Source organism: Streptomyces mesophilus (assembly GCF_011044995.1).
Classification (GTDB): domain Bacteria; phylum Actinomycetota; class Actinomycetes; order Streptomycetales; family Streptomycetaceae; genus Streptomyces; species Streptomyces mesophilus.
Genome location: NZ_JAAKZW010000005.1, coordinates 17,562 through 33,168, shown reverse-complemented (window position 1 = coordinate 33,168; position 15,607 = coordinate 17,562). Strand labels below are relative to the sequence as shown.

The window sequence follows — 15,607 nt, the reverse complement described above, 5'->3', positions numbered from 1 at the left end:
CCGTGACCACCGTCCGCCCTACGGCCAAGAAGCCCAGCCTCCTGGCGCGGGCGCGCACCCCGCGCAAACCCATGCTCTGGTTCGAGATCGTGCTGATCGCCGTGAGCTACTGGCTGTACTCCCTGGTCCGCAACGCCGTGCCCCAGGAGAAGGCCCTGGCGCTGCGGCACGCCGACTGGGTGTGGGACACCGAACGCCGCATCGGCATCGGTGTCGAGCACGCCATCAACCATGCGGTGAACAAGGTCACTTGGCTGATCGTGGGCATGAACTACTACTACGCGACCTTGCACTTCATCGTCACGATCGGCGTCCTGGTCTGGCTCTACCGCTGTCACCCCGGCCGCTACATCAGCGGCCGCCTCGCTCTGTTCGCGACCACCGGCATCGCCCTGATCGGCTTCTATTTCTTTCCGCTGGCCCCGCCCCGCCTCATGGAGGACGCCGGATTCATCGACACGGTCGCCGTGCACCACACCTGGGGCTCCATGAGCCAGGGCAGCGCCGCCTCGGTCTCGAACCCCTATGCCGCCATGCCCTCCATGCACATCGGCTGGTCCACCTGGTGCGCCACGATGATCGCGTGCTTCGCCCGGCACCCCTGGGCGAAGGCGCTGGGCATCCTCTATCCGGTCGCCACCCTGCTGGTGATCATCTCGACCGCCAACCACTTCTGGACCGACGCCCTGGGCGGCCTGATCTGCCTCGGCATCGGCTTCGCGTTCAGCTACGCCTGGTTCGGCTCCTTCCCCTGGCAGCTGCCGCAGTACATCGAACGGCGCAATCCCGATCCCGGATGACGTCATCGCGGAACCGGTGCAACAGGTGTCCTGACCCCACGTGGACGCGCACCCGCTCGCGTCCACCGGCGGCCGCCCCCGCCGGCCTTCGGACGCGGTCTCCGAGGCGCCGACTTAGCGTTTCAGCATGTGCTGGAGTGCATCGGCCGACCTGGTGGCGGGCGCGGCGATCAGCGCGGTCGGGGTCGCCTGCGTGACACGCGCTGCCCGCGTTCGTCGCCGTGCGCTGCCGCTGGCCGCGCTTCCGCTGCTTCTCGGAGCGCATCAGCTGGTCGAGGCGGTCGTCTGGAACGCGGGCGGCGGCACCGGTCCGGCCACCCTCGTCTGGGCCGTGATCGCGCTGCCGTTGCTGCCGCTGTGGGTCTCCTTCGGAGTGCTGTGCGTCGTTCCCCGCTGGGAGCGTCGGCGTCTGTTGATGCCGGTGGCCGCTGCGGTGGTCACGTCCGCTGTCCTCGCGTACGTCCTGGTCACGAAGCCCGTCGCGGCCGAGATCCGCGGTCACACCATGGGATACGCGATCGGTCTGCCGTATGCGCCTGTGCTGCTCGCCGGCTATCTGCTGGGAACGATCGGGGCGCTGGTGGTGTCCGGCGAAAAGGGGCTGAGAATGCTCGGCTGCCTGGCCGGTGTCGGCGCGGCGCTGTGCGCGACGGTGTGGCGGCTGGAGTTCATCTCCACGTGGTGCGCGTGGGCCGCGCTCTGTTCCGTGGTGCTGTTCAGGTGGGTCGGCGCGGAGCAGCCGGCGCCACCCTCGCAGCACAGCGGGCCGGTGAGAGGGAGCCAGGTCGCGTAGACCCCGCGGGTGCCCGAGAGCCCTCTGCTCGCAATCCTGGCTGTCATCGGTCACCCCTTCGGGCGCGCACTTTCCTCAGCTGCCGCCGGTTCCAGCCGGTGATCCGGGCGACTTCGGCTGCGTCTCCACCTTCGCGGAGCACGGTGACCGCTTCGGTCTGCACGTCGACGAGCGCGGCGTCCAGGGCGGCCTGCGCCTCGCGGTAGCGCTGGGCGGCGAGTTCGAGCTTTGCGGTGTCCATGTGATCCTGCTGCCCTGTCTTCGCCCGGGCATGAGCCATCGGACGCAAGCGACTGCGGCGTCGGGGAGGTGCGGGTCCTAGGCCAGGGCGCCGAAGACCGCAGTGGAGGCGCGGGCGATCAACGCGTCGTCGTGTGGCGCGTCCGCGTTGTCGCCGTTGCGGCGGGACATCACGGCGAGCACGACCGGCTTGCCGCTCTGCGGCGGCCAGGCGAGGGCGATGTCGTTGCGGGTTCCGTACGAGCCGTTGCCCGTCTTGTCGCCGATGCGCCAGCCGTCCGGAGCGCCGGCCCGGATCAGCTTGGCGCCGGTGGTGTTGCGCACGAGCCAGCCGGTCAGCAGGGCACGCTCGTCATCGGCCAGTACGTCACCGAGGGCGAACTCCCTCAGGGACCGCGCCATCGCGCGAGGAGTGCTGGTGTCCCGTTCGTCGCCCGGCACCGCCTGGCTCAACTCGACCTCGTAGCGGTCGCAGCGGGTGACGTCGTCGCCGATGGCGCGCAGCGCGCTCTGCAGGCCGCGCGGGCCGCCCAGTTCGCGGAAGAGAACATTGGCCGCCCCGTTGTCGCTGTAGCGCACAGCGGCGTCGCACAGGGAGCGCAGTGCCATGCGGGCCCCGATGTGCTTCCCGGTCACCGGTGACCATCCTTCGACGTCCGAGGCGCGCACCGTGACCTCGCCGTCGATTCCGTCGACCCCTCGCTTGTCGAGTACCGCTGCCGCGAGGAAGGCCTTGCAGGTGGAGCAGTACGCGAATCGTTCATCCGCCCGGTAGGCCACCTCCCGCCCGTTCGCGGTGTCCAGGGCGTACACGCCGAGCCTTGCGTCGTACTCCCGCTCCAGTGCACCGAATTCCCGTACGGGAACCGGGACCGGAGCCTTTGTGGTGCGCTGGGCGCGGGGTCTGCTGGGACGACGGTCCTCGTTGTCGTTGCATCCGGCCAGGGGTGCCGCGGCCGCGGCCGCCAGAGCGGCGAGAGCGGCGAGAGCGATGCGACGGCTGGGGTTGTGCGGCATGAGGGCGTCTCTCCAGAGGGGTGGTTCCTGCTGATCGTATCTCTGGACACGAGGGCGCCATGACGAGGCCTTGACATGCCCACAACGCCCGCGACTATGGTCTAGTCCAACAGAACTCACCGTTCCGCATGGGGAGTTGGCCCGTACTTCGGGCTGCTCTCGTGCGTCCCGGTGAAGCGCACCTTCGCGCCTCCTGGCCCCACCCATGAGAGGCCGTGCCGCTGCGCGTGGCTCCCCACAGCCGCGCGTTCCCGGGCCGGCCTGATGTGAAGGAGACACCATGTACATCCGAAGGAAGACGGCTGCCCTGATCGGTGCCGCACTCGCCCCGGCTCTCGCCATCAGCCTCCCCGCGAGTTCCGCCAGCGCCCACGGGTACGTCTCGAATCCGCCCAGCCGGCAGGCGCAGTGTGCCGCCGGGACCCTCTCGTGCGGTGACATCACCTACGAACCGCAGAGCGTCGAGGGCCCGAAGGGCCTGACCAGCTGCAGCGGCGGCAACAGCCGCTTCGCCGAGCTGGACGACGACAGCAAGGGGTGGACCGTCACTCCGGTCGCCAAGAGCACCACGTTCTCGTGGAAGCTCAGCGCCCGTCACTCCACGGCGACCTGGGAGTACTTCGCCGGCGGACAGCGCATCGCGCAGTTCGACGACGGGGGCGCCCAGCCCGGCGAGATCGTGAACCACCAGGTCGACTTCGGCTCGTTGAGCGGCAAGCAGAAGGTGCTCGCCGTCTGGAACGTCGCCGACACGGACAACGCCTTCTACGCCTGCATCGACGTCAACGTCGGCGGCTGACGCACCACCCTCGGGGCCGCCCCCTTGCCTGCCGGCAGGGCGGCCCCACCTCCGGCGCGCCCCTCCCCCCCACGTATGTCGAGGGGCGCGCCGTCCCCCACACCCTCGCCTCCCAAGGAGTCGATGTGAACCGCCGCATACTCGCCCTGGCCACGACGGCCGCGGCCGCCCTCCTGGGCACCCTGACCCTGGCCCCCACGGCCTCGGCGGAGAAGACCGACGACAACAAGGCCGCTGCCGAATTCATCGTGAGCGAAGCGCAGTTCGGCCAGATGTTCCCGAACCGGAACAGCTTCTACACCTACAGCGGGCTCACCGACGCGCTCGCGGCCTACCCCGGCTTCTCCAACACCGGCAGCGACACGGTGAAGAAGCAGGAGGCCGCCGCCTTCCTCGCGAACGTCAGCCACGAGACCGGTGGCCTGGTGCACGTCGTCGAGCAGAACACCGCCAACTACCCGCACTACTGCGACACCACGCAGCCCTACGGCTGTCCGGCCGGCCATGACAAGTACTACGGCCGTGGCCCGATCCAGCTGAGCTGGAACTTCAACTACAAGGCCGCCGGGGACGCGTTGGGCATCGACCTGCTCAACAATCCCGACCTGGTGCAGAACGATTCCGCCGTGGCCTGGAAGACCGGCCTTTGGTACTGGAACACCCAGAGCGGTCCGGGCACCATGACGCCGCACGCCGCCATGACCAACGGCGCCGGGTTCGGCGAGACCATCCGGGCGATCAACGGCACCCTGGAGTGCAACGGAGGCAACCCCGCGCAGGTCCAGAGCCGCATCGACAAGTACCAGCAGTTCACGCAGCTGCTCGGCGTCGAACCCGGCGGCGACCTGAGCTGCTGACCCTCCTGCCCCGCCGGAACCGGAAGGCGGGAGCACCATCGACACGCCGCGCGGCGCGGACCGTTCCCGCGGTCCGCGCCGCCGAGCCGTGCGGTCCGTCGGCGCAGGTGGGGCGGCACCGTACCTGACCGGTTCCCGGCCGGTCACCGCCACCCTGCCCTGTGTCGCCGGGGCGGCGCCGCCCATACTGGTGCCAGTCCCTGCCCCCGCACAGATCGACTTCATGGCCAAGAAAAAGACTTCCTCGACCGTCACTCCCGATACCGCATGGCTGGCACGCGGGCGTCACCTCGGCCCCGATCCCGAGCTGGACGCCCGTCGCAACCTGATAGCGCTCAAGGCTGCCGGGGTGCTTGACGGCTTCTTGGAACTCGAGCCCGAGGACGCGGCGCGTTCCAGCGTGCTCTATCCGCGGGACGCGGCTGCCGACCCCGGCGCCTCGGCCCGCCGCGTGTTCGAGGCACGCTGGCGCGTCGCGGACGACGTCACTGTCCGTGCCCAGCTCACGACATACGAGGGCAAGGTGCGCCGCCAGAGCCAGGACGCCGTGACCTGGATCCTGGCGGCAGAGGCGGACCGGCGCTGGGACCTGGGGTGGCCGTCGCCTGCCACGATGTTCTGGCCGGACGGGGGCCGTGCCGAGTGGGATCACGACGTGGTGCCGGACATCCGGCTCGGCAGGACCAACCATCTGCCGGCCGACGACGACGAGCTGCGCGCCCGGCTCAAGGAATGCGCCAAGGAGAGCTGGTACATCCAGCTCGTGGTGCACGAAGCGATGACCCCGGACGGGCCGGGCCAACGGCCGCTCACGGGGTTCCTGCCGCCGAGCCTGCGCCACCAGGTGATCGAGCACCGTGCCACACCCCAGCAGGCGCAGATCGCCGACTTCGCCCTGCGCAAGGAGCGTGGCGTGCGCATGCCGCGCGGTGGCGCCGTCGTGCTGCCGGCCGCCGAGCCCCCTGCCGCATATGAGGCGGAGCACTTCACGCTCCACTCGGTGTTCCTGGACGGCTCCGAGCCGACCGAACTCGTCGCCAAAATCGTGGAGTTCGCCGGACTGCCGCGCCCGCTCGCTCCCGACGCCGAAGCCGCACTGCTCCGGCTGCGTCGAGGGTGGCACCTCCTTTCACCCGATGAGGAACTGGCCCATGCCCGGCGCATGGTTCACCACTACGCCGAAGCGCTCGAGGCCATGACGCAGTCCCGTGACCGGTACCACGAGGCGGCCGAGGCGCTCCAGGCCGCCCTGTCCGAGGCGACCGACGGCAAGGGGCTGCCCCTTGCGTCGCCCGCCGAGCCGGGCAAACCGGACTCTTCACCCCTGAGTACGTTCACCAAGGCGCTCGGCCGGTTCCGCGGTCCCGGGAAGTGACGCCTTCCTCGGCGGGCATGGTGCGGCCGGGTGATGGACGAGCCGGAGGGTACGGGCCTCCGGCCTTCACCATCATCTACGGTTGAGCGCCTTCCGTGCCGTCGGCGCTCAGCCGTGGGCGACCGGGCAGCCGCCCGTCATCGACCCGAGGAACGCGTTCGGGTCGTAGTAGTGCTCGACTTCGAGCAGGCGCAGGTCGTCGCTGACCTTGGCGATGCTCACCCCGTACATCTCGATCTTCTCGCCGGTCGGCGCGAAGCCCTTGTACTCGCCGGTGAAGCTGCCCCAGTGCCGCCACTTGAAGGTGACGACCGGCGGCGGTGAGACGACCTCGAGGACCTCCCAGAAGAAGCCCTCGGGGAACGCCGTGTGGAACACCTCGTGGGAGGACTCGAAGGTCTCCTGGCCGTAGAAGACGCTGTCACCGATGAGGATGTTGTAGCTGCCCTTGTCGACGATGTCCGCCGCGTCGGCCCAGGGGCCGCCGTTGACGCGCGTACGGAACTTCTCGGTGACCATCGAGACCCAGGTGGCCGGATCCTCCTTGTGCGACACCTCCATCTCGAAGACCTGCACGATGCTTTCGACGATCGCGTCGAGTGATCCGGACTCGTGGTGCTTGGTGCGCTGCCCCGGCATCACGCTGTGCGAGTAGTGATAGTCGGGAGCCTCCTCGCGCCAGTCGCCTGGGGCGGCCGCGGCGATGACCGCGTCACGCCCCTGAAGCCAGAGGGGAGGGGAGGTTTCCGCCTGTGTCATGCCAACGCCCTTCGGGAGGTGGGTGGTTGGGCAGATACTCGCGCAGTCAACCTTTGGCCACAAGTGCACAACTTGTGCACACTTCAGATCGTTAACCTTCACTCGGTGAGCGAGGTGTGTTCGTGGCGCGTCACCAGCGGTAGGCGTCGAAGTTCCGGCTGAACTCCCATCCGTTGAAGCGGTCCCAGTTGATGGACCAGGTCATCAGGCCGCGCAAGGCCGGCCAGGTGCCGTGGGTCTGGTAGGAGCCGCAGTTCGTCTTCTTCGTCAGGCAGTCCAGGGCCTTGTTCACCTCGGCCGGGGAGGTGTGCCCGTTGCCCGCGTTGGTCGAGGCGGGCAGTCCGATGGCCACCTGGTCGGGTCGCAGCGCGGGGAAGACGCGGTCGGCGTTGCCGGCCACGGGGAAGCCGGTGAGCAGCATGTCGGTCATCGCGATGTGGAAGTCGGCGCCGCCCATGGAGTGGTACTGGTTGTCCAGACCCATGATCGGGCCCGAGTTGTAGTCCTGGACGTGCAGCAGCGTGAGGTCGTCACGCAGCGCGTGGATCACCGGCAGGTACGCGCCGGCCCGCGGGTCCTGGCCGCCCCAGGGGCCCGATCCGTAGAACTGGTAGCCCAGCTGGACGAAGAAGGTCTCCGGCGCCATGGTGAGCACGAACTTCGCGCCGTACTTGGCCTTGAGCGTCTTGATGGCCTGAATCAGGTTCACGATCACGGGACTTGTGGGACTGCGGAAGTCGGTGTCGCCGTTCTGGAGGGAGAGCGAGTGCCCCTCGAAGTCGATGTCCAGGCCGTCGAGCCCGTAGGTGTCGATGATGTTCGAAACCGAGGAGACGAAGGCGTCCCGTGCCGCAGTCGTGCCCAGCTGCACCTGGCCGTTCTGCCCGCCGATCGAGATCAGGACCTTCTTGCCCGCGGCCTGCTTGGCGTCGATCGCGGCCTTGAACTCGGCTTCGGACTCGACGTTCGGGCATTCGGTCGCCGGGCAGAGCTTGAAGCGGATGTCGCCCGAGGTGACCGAAGTCGGCTCTCCGAAGGCCAGGTTGATGACGTCCCATGAGTCGGGCACGTCGGCCATCCGCGTATAGCCGGATCCGTTGGCGAAGCTCGCGTGGAGGTAGCCCACGAGGGCGTGGGCGGGAAGGTCGCCGCCGGGTTCGCCGCCGCCGCTGGTGGTCGTCGCGGTGACGGAGGCGGACTTGGGGGAGTCGCCGGCGCTGTTGCCCGCGGTGACCTGGAAGGTGTACGCGGTGGCGGGGGTGAGCCCGGAGACGGTGGCAGAGGTGCCGCTCACCGTCGTCACCTGGGTGCCGCCCTTGTAGACGGTGTAGCGGGTCGCGCCCGGGACCGCGGACCAGGACAGCGGGACGGTCGTGCTGGTGGGGGAGCCTGCCTTGAGACCGGTCGGCGCCGCAGGCGCCTGCACCGGGTCGCCGCCGGGCCCGACGAGCGAGAGATCGTCGGCCTGGTAGGCGGCGGTCCCGTACCAGCCGTGGGTGTAGAGGGTCACGGACGTGGTGGAGGCGCCGGTGCGGAAGGAGGTGGTCAGCTTCTGCCAGTCGGGTGCGGACTGGGTCCAGGTGGAGACGTCGGTGGTGCCGGTGCCGGACGCCCCCAGGTAGACGTAGCTGCCGCGCACCCAACCGCTCAGTGTGTACGCGGAGTTGGGCTGCACGGTGACGGTCTGGGAGCACTTGGCGTTGTCGCTGCCGGCCGGGGTCGCCTGGAGGGCCTTGCTCCCGCTGTGCACGGGCGCGGAGATCACCGCCCCGCTGCCCGCGCTGCAATTCCATTCGCTCAGCCCGGCCTCGAAGCCGCCGTTGCGTGCGAGCTCGACGTCGGCCGCGTCGGCGGCGGGGGCTGATACGAGCAGACCGCACGCGGCGAGCACCGTCGCCAGCAGGGCGGACAGGGGTCTGTGGCGTTCCACAACTGCCTCCAGGGGGACCTGATGAGGGAAGTGGCGCACAGCTTGGTCCAGACCAATCAAGTGGTCAATACCTCTGACGGGGGACGGCCATCGGGCAGGTGATCTCCGCGTGCGGAGGAGTGTGTTTGTTCGTAGGGTCGGATGGCCCCCTGCGCCCACTTCCTGCGTGACGTGTGGCGGCCGGCATCCGACCCCGCTGATGGCACCGCGGGATGTTACGGACGGCTGCTTGTGGGCACATGGGGCGCGTCCCGACCTGCCGCTTCGGCTCGCAAGCACCCTCTGAAAGGCGATGACATGACCCGACGCACCCGCCTTCCGAACCGGACCAGAACGGTGGGGGCTCTGATCACCGGAGGCTCCCGAGGGCTCGGGCTGTTCATGGCACGGGAGCTGGCCGATCGAGGCTGCACCGTGACCATCGCCGCCCGCGACGCCGAAGAGCTGGACCGCGCGGCTGCACAGGTACGTGTGGAGACAGGTGCGACCGTCCATGTGGCCGTGTGCGATGTACGCGACCGGGCCGCCGTCGCCGCGATGATGCGCGAGGCCCATGAGCGCCACGGCCTCGACATCGTGATCGCCAACGCCGGTGTCATCCAGGTCGCGCCCGTCGAGGCGATCGGCCCGGCGGAGTTCACCGACGCCATGGACACGATGTTCTACGGCGCCCTGCACACCTCGCTCGAAGCGATGCCGTATCTGCGCGCGAACCGCGGACGCCTCGGCCTGATCGGCTCGGTGGGCGGACTGCTCGGCGTGCCGCACCTGCTGCCGTACTCATGCGCCAAGGCCGCGGTCGGCGCACTCGCCGAAGGGCTGCACGCGGAGGCGGCGGCGTCCGGCGTCAGCGTCACCGCGGTCCATCCGGGGCTGATGCGGACCGGCTCGCATCGGCAGGCGGAGTTCGGCGGGGACACGAGCGCCGAGTTCGGCTGGTTCAGCACCGCCGCGGGCGCCCCGCTGCTGTCGATGGACGCGGATCGGGCGGCCCGCAGAATCGTCGACGCGGTGATCCGGCGACGGGCCCGGCTGGTGCTCACCGCACCGGCCAAGGCGGCCCAACTCGCGCACGGGGTGGCGCCCGGCCTGACGACCCGCCTCAACGGCGTCGCCGCGCGGCTGCTGCCGTCCGCGTCGGGCCGAGGGCCCCTGCGCCAGGGCGCCGAGGCCGGGGAGCCCCGCAACCCGATCGCGCGGCGGATCAGGGCCTGGGGCAGCGCGCGCAACGACCGGGCGGTGCGTGAGGCCAACCAGCAGGAGCCCGGGCCGCGCACCAGCTCGTGATGCGGGGCTGCCCGGCGCACGCGTACCGGTCCGCAGCGGTGATGCCCAGGGAGACCGGCATCCGCGATCCGTAGCGAAGGAGACCGGCATCCGCGCTCCGTACCGAAGGAGGTCGCCATGAGCGAGAAGGACGGCCTGCGGGCCTATCACGACAAGCGGAACTTCGACCGTACGAAAGAGCCGCACGGCCAGAACGAAGACGGGGCCGGTGACGCGGACGACCAGCCCGTCTTCGTCGTCCAGATCCACGACGCGAGCACCCTGCACTTCGACTTCCGGCTTGAGGTCGACGGCGTGCTCAGATCCTGGTCCGTCCCCAAGGGGCCCTCCGGCGACCCGCGGGACAAGAGGCTCGCCATCCCGACCGAGGACCACCCCTTGTCCTACCGGGACTTCGAAGGCGTGATCCCGGAAGGCGAGTACGGCGGCGGCACCGTGATCGTCTGGGACACCGGCACGTACCGGCCCGCCGCCCACGACGAACACGGCCGCCCGGTCCCCTTCGGACGCGCCCTGGACGACGGGCACGCCACCTTCGAACTGCACGGCGACAAACTGCACGGCCAGTACGCCCTCACCCGCATCAACAGCCGCGAGGAGAAGTCCGGCGCCGATTCCGCGAAACCGACCTGGCTGCTCGTACGCACGAAATCCGGACCCAGCGGCGCCGGCACCCCCGACCCGCGGCGCGCACGGTCCGCCCGCAGCGGACGCACCCTGCGCCAGGTCGAGGAGGCGGAAGGAGGGGAGCGGGGATGACCGGTCTGCTCGACACCGTGCCGTCCGCGCTGGAAAGCCGCCTCTCCCCGGCCGCACCCGGCGTCGAACTGGCGGCAACTCCCATGCTGGCGACGCTCAGCGACCGCCGTGACTTCCCCGACGGCTGGATCTTCGAGCGGAAGCTCGACGGCATCCGGGTCCTCGCCGTACGCGAGGGCGGCACGGTGACGCTGCGCTCCCGCTCCGGCCGCAAGCTCGACGCCACCTATCCGGAGATCGTCGACGCCCTGTCCGCACAGGACTGCGCGGACTTCACGATCGACGGGGAGATCGTCGCGTACGCACACGGCCGCACGGATTTCGGACGGCTCCAGCAACGCATGGGCCTCAGCCGCCCCGCCGACGTGGCACGCAGCAAGGTCGCCGTGACGTACTACGCCTTCGACCTGCTGCGCCTCGACGGCACCGACCTGCGGCGTCTTCCGCTGCGCACCCGCAAGTCCCTCCTGCGCAACGCGCTGACGTTCCGAGCGCCCCTGCGTCTGACCACACACCGCAACGCGGGCGGACCCGAGCTGCTCGCCGACGCCTGCAAGCGGGGCTGGGAAGGGCTCATCGCGAAGCGGGCGGACAGCATGTACCAGGCGCGGCGCTCCGACGACTGGCTCAAGCTGAAATGCGCTCAGGGCCAGGAGTTCGTGGTCGGCGGATTCACCGAACCGGCAGGCAGCAGGAAGGGCATCGGCGCCCTGCTGATCGGCTACTACGAGGACGGCCGGCTGCGCTACGCGGGCAAAGTCGGCACGGGCTTCGACCAGAAAACCCTGACCGCGCTCAGAGGCAGGCTCGACGAACTGAAGGCGGACACCTCACCCTTCGAGGGACGCCCCGCCCCGCCCGCCGCCCACTGGACGCGGCCGCACCTGGTGGCCCAGATCGCCTTCTCCGAATGGACGCGCGACGGCATGCTGCGCCACCCCCGCTACCAAGGGCTGCGCGACGACAAGAAGCCGACCGACGTGATCAAGGAGCGGGCCAGGACATGACCGAGCAGAAGGACGTGATGCGGACCCTGTTGCGTGAGCACGGCCGCACCTACGCCGCCGAAGCCGGCATCCGGCTGCGGGACACGCCGCAGCCCCTGTACCGCACCCTCGTACTCGCGATCCTGCTCAGTGCCCGGATCCAAGCCTCCGTCGCGGTCTCCACGTCGCGCGCCTTGTACAAAGCGGGCCTGCGTGATCCGCGCCGTATGGCGGACGCGACCTGGCAGCAGCGCGTCGACGCGCTGGGAGAGGGTGGTTATCGCCGCTACGACGAACGTACGGCCACGCAACTCGGCGACGGCGCCCGCCTGTTGCTGGACGACTTCGGCGGCGACCTGCGCACGCTGCGCAAGCAGGCGGACGGCGATGTGGCCGAGCTGCGCGCGCTGTTGCGCCGCACGCCGGGACTCGGTGCGACCGGTGCCGACATCTTCCTGCGTGAGGTCCAGGACGTCTGGACCGAGTATGCGCCGTTCCTGGACAGGAAAGCCCTCGAGGGTGCCGAGCGTCTCGGGCTGCCGCAGGAGCCCGCCGCGCTCACCCGCCTGGCGAAGGACGCCTCCCGCGCGGAACTGGCCGCGGCGCTCGTGCGCGCCGCCCTGGACCGGCGTGTGGCGGACGACTGCCTGGCGCGGGCACGCTGACGAAGAGCGCGGACCGATGACCAAGAGCGATGACGAAGAGCCCGGACCGCCGACGAAGAGCGCGGACCGGCCGACGAAGAAGAGGAGCCGTTCGATGTCCGAGACCCAGTCGCTGCGGGTCGGCCGCCGCACGCTGACCTTGCACCGGCAGGACAAGACACTGCTGCCCGCCGGCGACACCGGCGACCCGATCACGAAGGGTGATCTCGTCGCGTACCACCGGGAGATCGCCCCTTTCATGCTTCCGCATCTGCGGGGGCGTCCGCTCATGCTGGAGCGTCTCCCCGACGGACTCGACGGTGCCCGCATCATGCAGAAGAACGTGCCCGCGTACTTCCCGGAGTGGATCCGCCGCGTGAAGGTGCCCAAGGAGGGCGGCAGCGTCGTGCACCCGGTCTGCGACGACACGGCGACCCTGGTCTACCTCGCCGACCAGGCGGCCATCACCCTGCACCGCTGGCAGTCGAGGGCCTCGGGCATCCGGCATCCGGATCGCGTGGTGTTCGACCTCGACCCCGCCGGGGACGACGATTTCGAGGCGGTCCGCTCGGCCGCCCGGCAGGTGCGCGACCTCCTCGACCGCATCGGCCTCGCCTGCGGGGCGATGACCACCGGCTCGCGCGGACTGCATGTCGTGGCCGTCCTCAAGGGCCGGCACACCTTCGACGACGTCCATGACTTCGCCAAGGAGGCCGCCGAGACCCTGGCCGCGGCCCACCCCGACCGGCTCACCACCGCCATGCGCAAGGAGGACCGCGGCGCCCGGCTCTACCTCGACGTGCAGCGCAACGCGTACGCGCAGACCGCCGTCACCCCGTACACGGTGCGGGCGAAGCCGGGCGCCCCCGTGGCCACCCCGATCGCCTGGGACCAGCTTGACGACCCCGACCTCACGGCGCGGCGCTGGACCATCGACAACGTCGTCGACCAGGCCCGCACCGACCCGTGGGCCGGCCTGGCCCGCAAGGGACGAGCACTGGGGCCCGCCCGCGCCGCACTGCGCGACCTGAAGGATCAGCGGGCATGAGCGTGGGGCGCGGGCGGGCCCCAGGTGGGGCTGAGGGCGTCGGAATGGGCCGCTGCCACCGCCTCAGCTGGGCGTGAGCGCCCCATTGATGGCGTCGAGGAACGCCGGGAGGTCGTCGGGCTTGCGCGAGGTGATCAGCGTCCAGCCGTTCGCACCGCAGACCTGCACCTCCTTGTCGACCCAGGTGCCCCCGGCATTGCGGACATCGGTGGCCGTGGACGGGTACGAGGTCAGCGTCTTGCCCCGCAGCACGTCCGCTTCGACCGCGACCCACGGGCCGTGGCAGATCGCCGCCACCGGACGTCCGGAGGAGGCAAAACTGCGTACGGCGTCCAAGGCCGTGTCCTCGAGGCGCAGGGTGTCCGCGTTGATCGTGCCGCCGGGGATCAGGAGCAGGTCGTAGTCGTCGGCCCGCACCTCGGACAGGCTGTGCGTCGCGGGCACGGTCTGGCCCGGGTCGCGGTCGCCCACCAGCGTGACGATGCTGTCCTTCTCGGTCGCTGCGATGTCGACCTGCGCGCCCAGGCCGCGCAGGTGCTCCACCGGTTTGACGAGCTCGTCCTGTTCGACGCCGTAGTTGGTCGTGATGACCAGCGCACGGCGGTTTCCGAGATCCGCAGGCATGGGCATGTCCTTCCGCTTGTGGGGTGTCGCCTCGGTCGCCGAGGCCATATGGATCTAGTAACCGGCGAGTGCCAGCACAATCAGCACATACGGAACAAAAGCGTCGCAGTGTCGATACCGCTCCGGTTGCTGGCCGGGACCGCATGGGTGACGTTGGGAAGTGGGGACACGGGGGTTCACAAGGCTCCCGTCCCGTCCCGACCGTCGACTTCCAGGAGGAGACATGACGAACCCCGAGCAGGACCCGAACCAGACCGAAGGCCCGGCGGACGGTGGCGCCGCGGGCACGCCGGGCGTCCACGACGGGGGTGCCGATGGTGGGGCGGAGGGTCCGGCGGACGGTGGCGCCGCAGGGACACCGGGCGTCCACGACGGGGGAGCGGACGGCGGCGCGGAAGGTCCGGCCGACGGTGGCGCTGCGGGCACGCCGGGTGTCCACGACGGCGGAGCCGATGGCGGGGCCGACGAGTCCGGCAGTGGCGTTTGAGCACCCCTCCCCATGAGCTCAGGGACGCCGACGCCCAGCCGGGCGTCGGCGTCCTGCACGCGCGCCTGACCAACCTGACCCGCGAGGAATTCGCCCAGAAGTACTGGGCGCGCACCCCGCTGCTCACGCGCGGCGCCGACGACTTCACCGACCTCTTCTCCGCCGACGCCGTCGACGAACTGATCTCCCGGCGCGGTCTGCGCACGCCGTTCCTGCGCGTGGCCAAGGACGGCGCCACGCTCCCCGAAGCGTCGTTCACCGCCCCGGCAGGAGTCGGCGCGTCGATCGGGGACCAACTCGACGACACCGCCCTGTGGCGCAGCTTCGCCGACGGCGCGACGCTCGTCCTGCAGGCCCTGCACCGCACGTGGGAGCCGGTGACGGACTTCGTCGCCCGCCTCGGTGCGGAACTCGGACACCCGGTGCAGGCCAACGCCTACGTCACGCCCCCGCAGAACCGTGGATTCGACGACCACTACGACGTGCACGACGTCTTCGTCCTCCAGATCGCGGGCACCAAGCGCTGGATGATCCACAAGCCGGTCCACCCCGACCCGCTGCGCGACCAGCCGTGGACCGATCACCGTGACGCGGTCGCCCGGGCCGCGAAGGACGAGCCCCACCTGGACACCGTCCTCGCGCCGGGCGACGTCCTCTACCTGCCGCGGGGCTGGCTGCACGCGGCCGAGGCGCAGGGCGCCGTCTCGATCCACCTGACGCTCGGCGTCCACACCTGGACACGTCACACCCTGGCCGAGCAACTCGCCCAGTCCGCACTGGCGTTGCTGCGGGACGACCCGGAGATGCGCGCCTCCCTGCCACTCGGCACCGACGGGCCGGGCGAAGAACTCGCCCTGATCCGTCAACGTCTCGTCGCCGCCCTGACGAAGACGGATCCCACGCCCCTGTTCCACCGGACCCGGCGCGGCCAGGCACGGCCGGCGCCGCTGGGACCGCTGGCCCAACTCGCGGCCGTCGAGGGCCTCGCACCCGATACGCAGGTGCGGTTGCGGGCGTCCCTCGAGGCACGGCTGGAGGGACGGCGCCTGCACACACGGGCGGGCTGGCTCGACTTGTCCGAACAGGACCTGCCCGCGGTGACCCGCCTGCTCGACGGCCGGGACCACGCCGCACACGAGTTGGGCCCCGAGCTCGTAGAGCGGCTCCTGCGTGCGGGCGTAGCGGTGCCCGGCGGGTCCTGA

17 protein-coding genes are annotated in these 15,607 nt (G+C 70.3%); 12 read left to right on the top strand and 5 right to left on the bottom strand.

All coding sequences use genetic code 11. The annotated features are described in order from the left end of the window. The first annotated feature begins 2 nt into the window (after positions 1-2). Both G6045_RS03135 and G6045_RS03130 read left to right on the top strand, forming a co-directional pair. The gene (locus G6045_RS03135) at positions 3-800 is read left to right on the top strand and encodes a phosphatase PAP2 family protein (RefSeq protein WP_408056292.1); all 798 of its coding nucleotides are present in this window, start codon (positions 3-5) and stop codon (positions 798-800) included. A 127-nt stretch (positions 801-927) separates the two neighbouring features. Then, positions 928-1,593 (top strand): DUF6629 family protein, encoded by a 666-nt coding sequence (locus G6045_RS03130; RefSeq protein ID WP_165330206.1) that lies wholly within the window; start codon positions 928-930, stop codon positions 1,591-1,593. Between the two features lie 43 nt (positions 1,594-1,636). Here G6045_RS03130 and G6045_RS03125 read toward each other — a convergent pair whose 3' ends face one another. Next, the gene (locus G6045_RS03125; protein ID WP_165330205.1) at positions 1,637-1,834 is read right to left on the bottom strand and encodes a hypothetical protein; all 198 of its coding nucleotides are present in this window, start codon (positions 1,832-1,834) and stop codon (positions 1,637-1,639) included. Positions 1,835-1,911: 77 nt separating this feature from the next. After that, positions 1,912-2,850 (bottom strand): class A beta-lactamase, encoded by a 939-nt coding sequence (gene bla / locus G6045_RS03120; RefSeq protein ID WP_165330204.1) that lies wholly within the window; start codon positions 2,848-2,850, stop codon positions 1,912-1,914. A gap of 280 nt (positions 2,851-3,130) precedes the next feature. On the opposite strand from bla, the gene G6045_RS03115 reads away from it, so the two are divergent. The 3 genes from G6045_RS03115 to G6045_RS03105 all read left to right on the top strand — a co-directional run bounded on the left by G6045_RS03115 (position 3,131) and on the right by G6045_RS03105 (position 5,881). Then, positions 3,131-3,649 carry a lytic polysaccharide monooxygenase auxiliary activity family 9 protein gene (locus tag G6045_RS03115; RefSeq protein ID WP_165330203.1) on the top strand — a complete coding sequence of 173 codons (519 nt, stop codon included), beginning with the start codon at positions 3,131-3,133 and terminating at the stop codon, positions 3,647-3,649. 125 nt (positions 3,650-3,774) lie between these two features. Beyond that, positions 3,775-4,506 (top strand): chitinase, encoded by a 732-nt coding sequence (locus tag G6045_RS03110; RefSeq protein ID WP_165330202.1) that lies wholly within the window; start codon positions 3,775-3,777, stop codon positions 4,504-4,506. A gap of 223 nt (positions 4,507-4,729) precedes the next feature. Beyond that, positions 4,730-5,881 (top strand): hypothetical protein, encoded by a 1,152-nt coding sequence (locus tag G6045_RS03105; protein ID WP_165330201.1) that lies wholly within the window; start codon positions 4,730-4,732, stop codon positions 5,879-5,881. A 108-nt stretch (positions 5,882-5,989) separates the two neighbouring features. Here the strand turns inward: G6045_RS03105 and G6045_RS03100 are convergent, their stop codons facing one another. Further along, the gene (locus tag G6045_RS03100; protein ID WP_165330200.1) at positions 5,990-6,640 is read right to left on the bottom strand and encodes an ester cyclase; all 651 of its coding nucleotides are present in this window, start codon (positions 6,638-6,640) and stop codon (positions 5,990-5,992) included. 130 nt (positions 6,641-6,770) lie between these two features. Beyond that, positions 6,771-8,570, bottom strand: a complete 1,800-nt coding sequence (locus G6045_RS03095) for a chitinase (protein WP_328707637.1) — start codon at positions 8,568-8,570, stop codon at positions 6,771-6,773. Between the two features lie 297 nt (positions 8,571-8,867). Between G6045_RS03095 and G6045_RS03090 the strand changes: the two genes are divergently transcribed. The 5 genes from G6045_RS03090 to ligD (G6045_RS03070) all read left to right on the top strand — a co-directional run bounded on the left by G6045_RS03090 (position 8,868) and on the right by ligD (G6045_RS03070) (position 13,294). Next, positions 8,868-9,857: an SDR family NAD(P)-dependent oxidoreductase gene (locus G6045_RS03090; RefSeq protein ID WP_165330199.1), complete on the top strand. Its 990-nt coding sequence runs from the start codon at positions 8,868-8,870 to the stop codon at positions 9,855-9,857. 117 nt (positions 9,858-9,974) lie between these two features. Then, positions 9,975-10,616 (top strand): DNA polymerase ligase N-terminal domain-containing protein, encoded by a 642-nt coding sequence (locus tag G6045_RS03085; RefSeq protein WP_165330198.1) that lies wholly within the window; start codon positions 9,975-9,977, stop codon positions 10,614-10,616. Then, complete coding sequence (gene ligD / locus G6045_RS03080) at positions 10,613-11,623, top strand: non-homologous end-joining DNA ligase (RefSeq protein ID WP_165330197.1); 1,011 nt, start codon at positions 10,613-10,615, stop codon at positions 11,621-11,623. The genes G6045_RS03085 and ligD (G6045_RS03080) overlap by 4 nt, the downstream gene beginning before the upstream one ends. Beyond that, the gene (locus tag G6045_RS03075; RefSeq protein WP_165330196.1) at positions 11,620-12,267 is read left to right on the top strand and encodes an endonuclease; all 648 of its coding nucleotides are present in this window, start codon (positions 11,620-11,622) and stop codon (positions 12,265-12,267) included. The genes ligD (G6045_RS03080) and G6045_RS03075 overlap by 4 nt, the downstream gene beginning before the upstream one ends. Before the next feature lie 94 nt (positions 12,268-12,361). After that, entirely contained in the window at positions 12,362-13,294 is a 933-nt protein-coding gene (ligD, locus tag G6045_RS03070; RefSeq protein ID WP_165330304.1) for a non-homologous end-joining DNA ligase, read from the top strand. A gap of 63 nt (positions 13,295-13,357) precedes the next feature. Here the strand turns inward: ligD (G6045_RS03070) and G6045_RS03065 are convergent, their stop codons facing one another. Next, a complete protein-coding gene (locus G6045_RS03065; RefSeq protein WP_408056291.1) occupies positions 13,358-13,918 on the bottom strand; it encodes a type 1 glutamine amidotransferase domain-containing protein in 561 nt (186 codons plus the stop codon). Between the two features lie 223 nt (positions 13,919-14,141). Between G6045_RS03065 and G6045_RS03060 the strand changes: the two genes are divergently transcribed. After that, positions 14,142-14,405 (top strand): BatC protein, encoded by a 264-nt coding sequence (locus G6045_RS03060; protein ID WP_165330194.1) that lies wholly within the window; start codon positions 14,142-14,144, stop codon positions 14,403-14,405. After that, on the top strand, positions 14,402-15,607 hold the full coding sequence (locus G6045_RS03055; protein WP_165330193.1) for a cupin domain-containing protein: 1,206 nt from the start codon (positions 14,402-14,404) through the stop codon (positions 15,605-15,607). Before G6045_RS03060 ends, G6045_RS03055 begins: the two co-directional genes overlap by 4 nt.

Coding starts and splice junctions, on each gene's coding strand:
- G6045_RS03090 (WP_165330199.1), top strand. CDS start 8,868: ATGACCCGACGCACCCGCCTTCCGAACCGGACCAGAACGGTGGGGGCT.
- ligD (WP_165330304.1), top strand. CDS start 12,362: ATGTCCGAGACCCAGTCGCTGCGGGTCGGCCGCCGCACGCTGACCTTG.
- G6045_RS03115 (WP_165330203.1), top strand. CDS start 3,131: ATGTACATCCGAAGGAAGACGGCTGCCCTGATCGGTGCCGCACTCGCC.
- G6045_RS03075 (WP_165330196.1), top strand. CDS start 11,620: ATGACCGAGCAGAAGGACGTGATGCGGACCCTGTTGCGTGAGCACGGC.
- G6045_RS03130 (WP_165330206.1), top strand. CDS start 928: ATGTGCTGGAGTGCATCGGCCGACCTGGTGGCGGGCGCGGCGATCAGC.
- ligD (WP_165330197.1), top strand. CDS start 10,613: ATGACCGGTCTGCTCGACACCGTGCCGTCCGCGCTGGAAAGCCGCCTC.
- G6045_RS03085 (WP_165330198.1), top strand. CDS start 9,975: ATGAGCGAGAAGGACGGCCTGCGGGCCTATCACGACAAGCGGAACTTC.
- bla (WP_165330204.1), bottom strand. CDS start 2,850: ATGCCGCACAACCCCAGCCGTCGCATCGCTCTCGCCGCTCTCGCCGCT.
- G6045_RS03105 (WP_165330201.1), top strand. CDS start 4,730: ATGGCCAAGAAAAAGACTTCCTCGACCGTCACTCCCGATACCGCATGG.
- G6045_RS03125 (WP_165330205.1), bottom strand. CDS start 1,834: ATGGACACCGCAAAGCTCGAACTCGCCGCCCAGCGCTACCGCGAGGCG.
- G6045_RS03060 (WP_165330194.1), top strand. CDS start 14,142: ATGACGAACCCCGAGCAGGACCCGAACCAGACCGAAGGCCCGGCGGAC.
- G6045_RS03065 (WP_408056291.1), bottom strand. CDS start 13,918: ATGCCTGCGGATCTCGGAAACCGCCGTGCGCTGGTCATCACGACCAAC.
- G6045_RS03100 (WP_165330200.1), bottom strand. CDS start 6,640: ATGACACAGGCGGAAACCTCCCCTCCCCTCTGGCTTCAGGGGCGTGAC.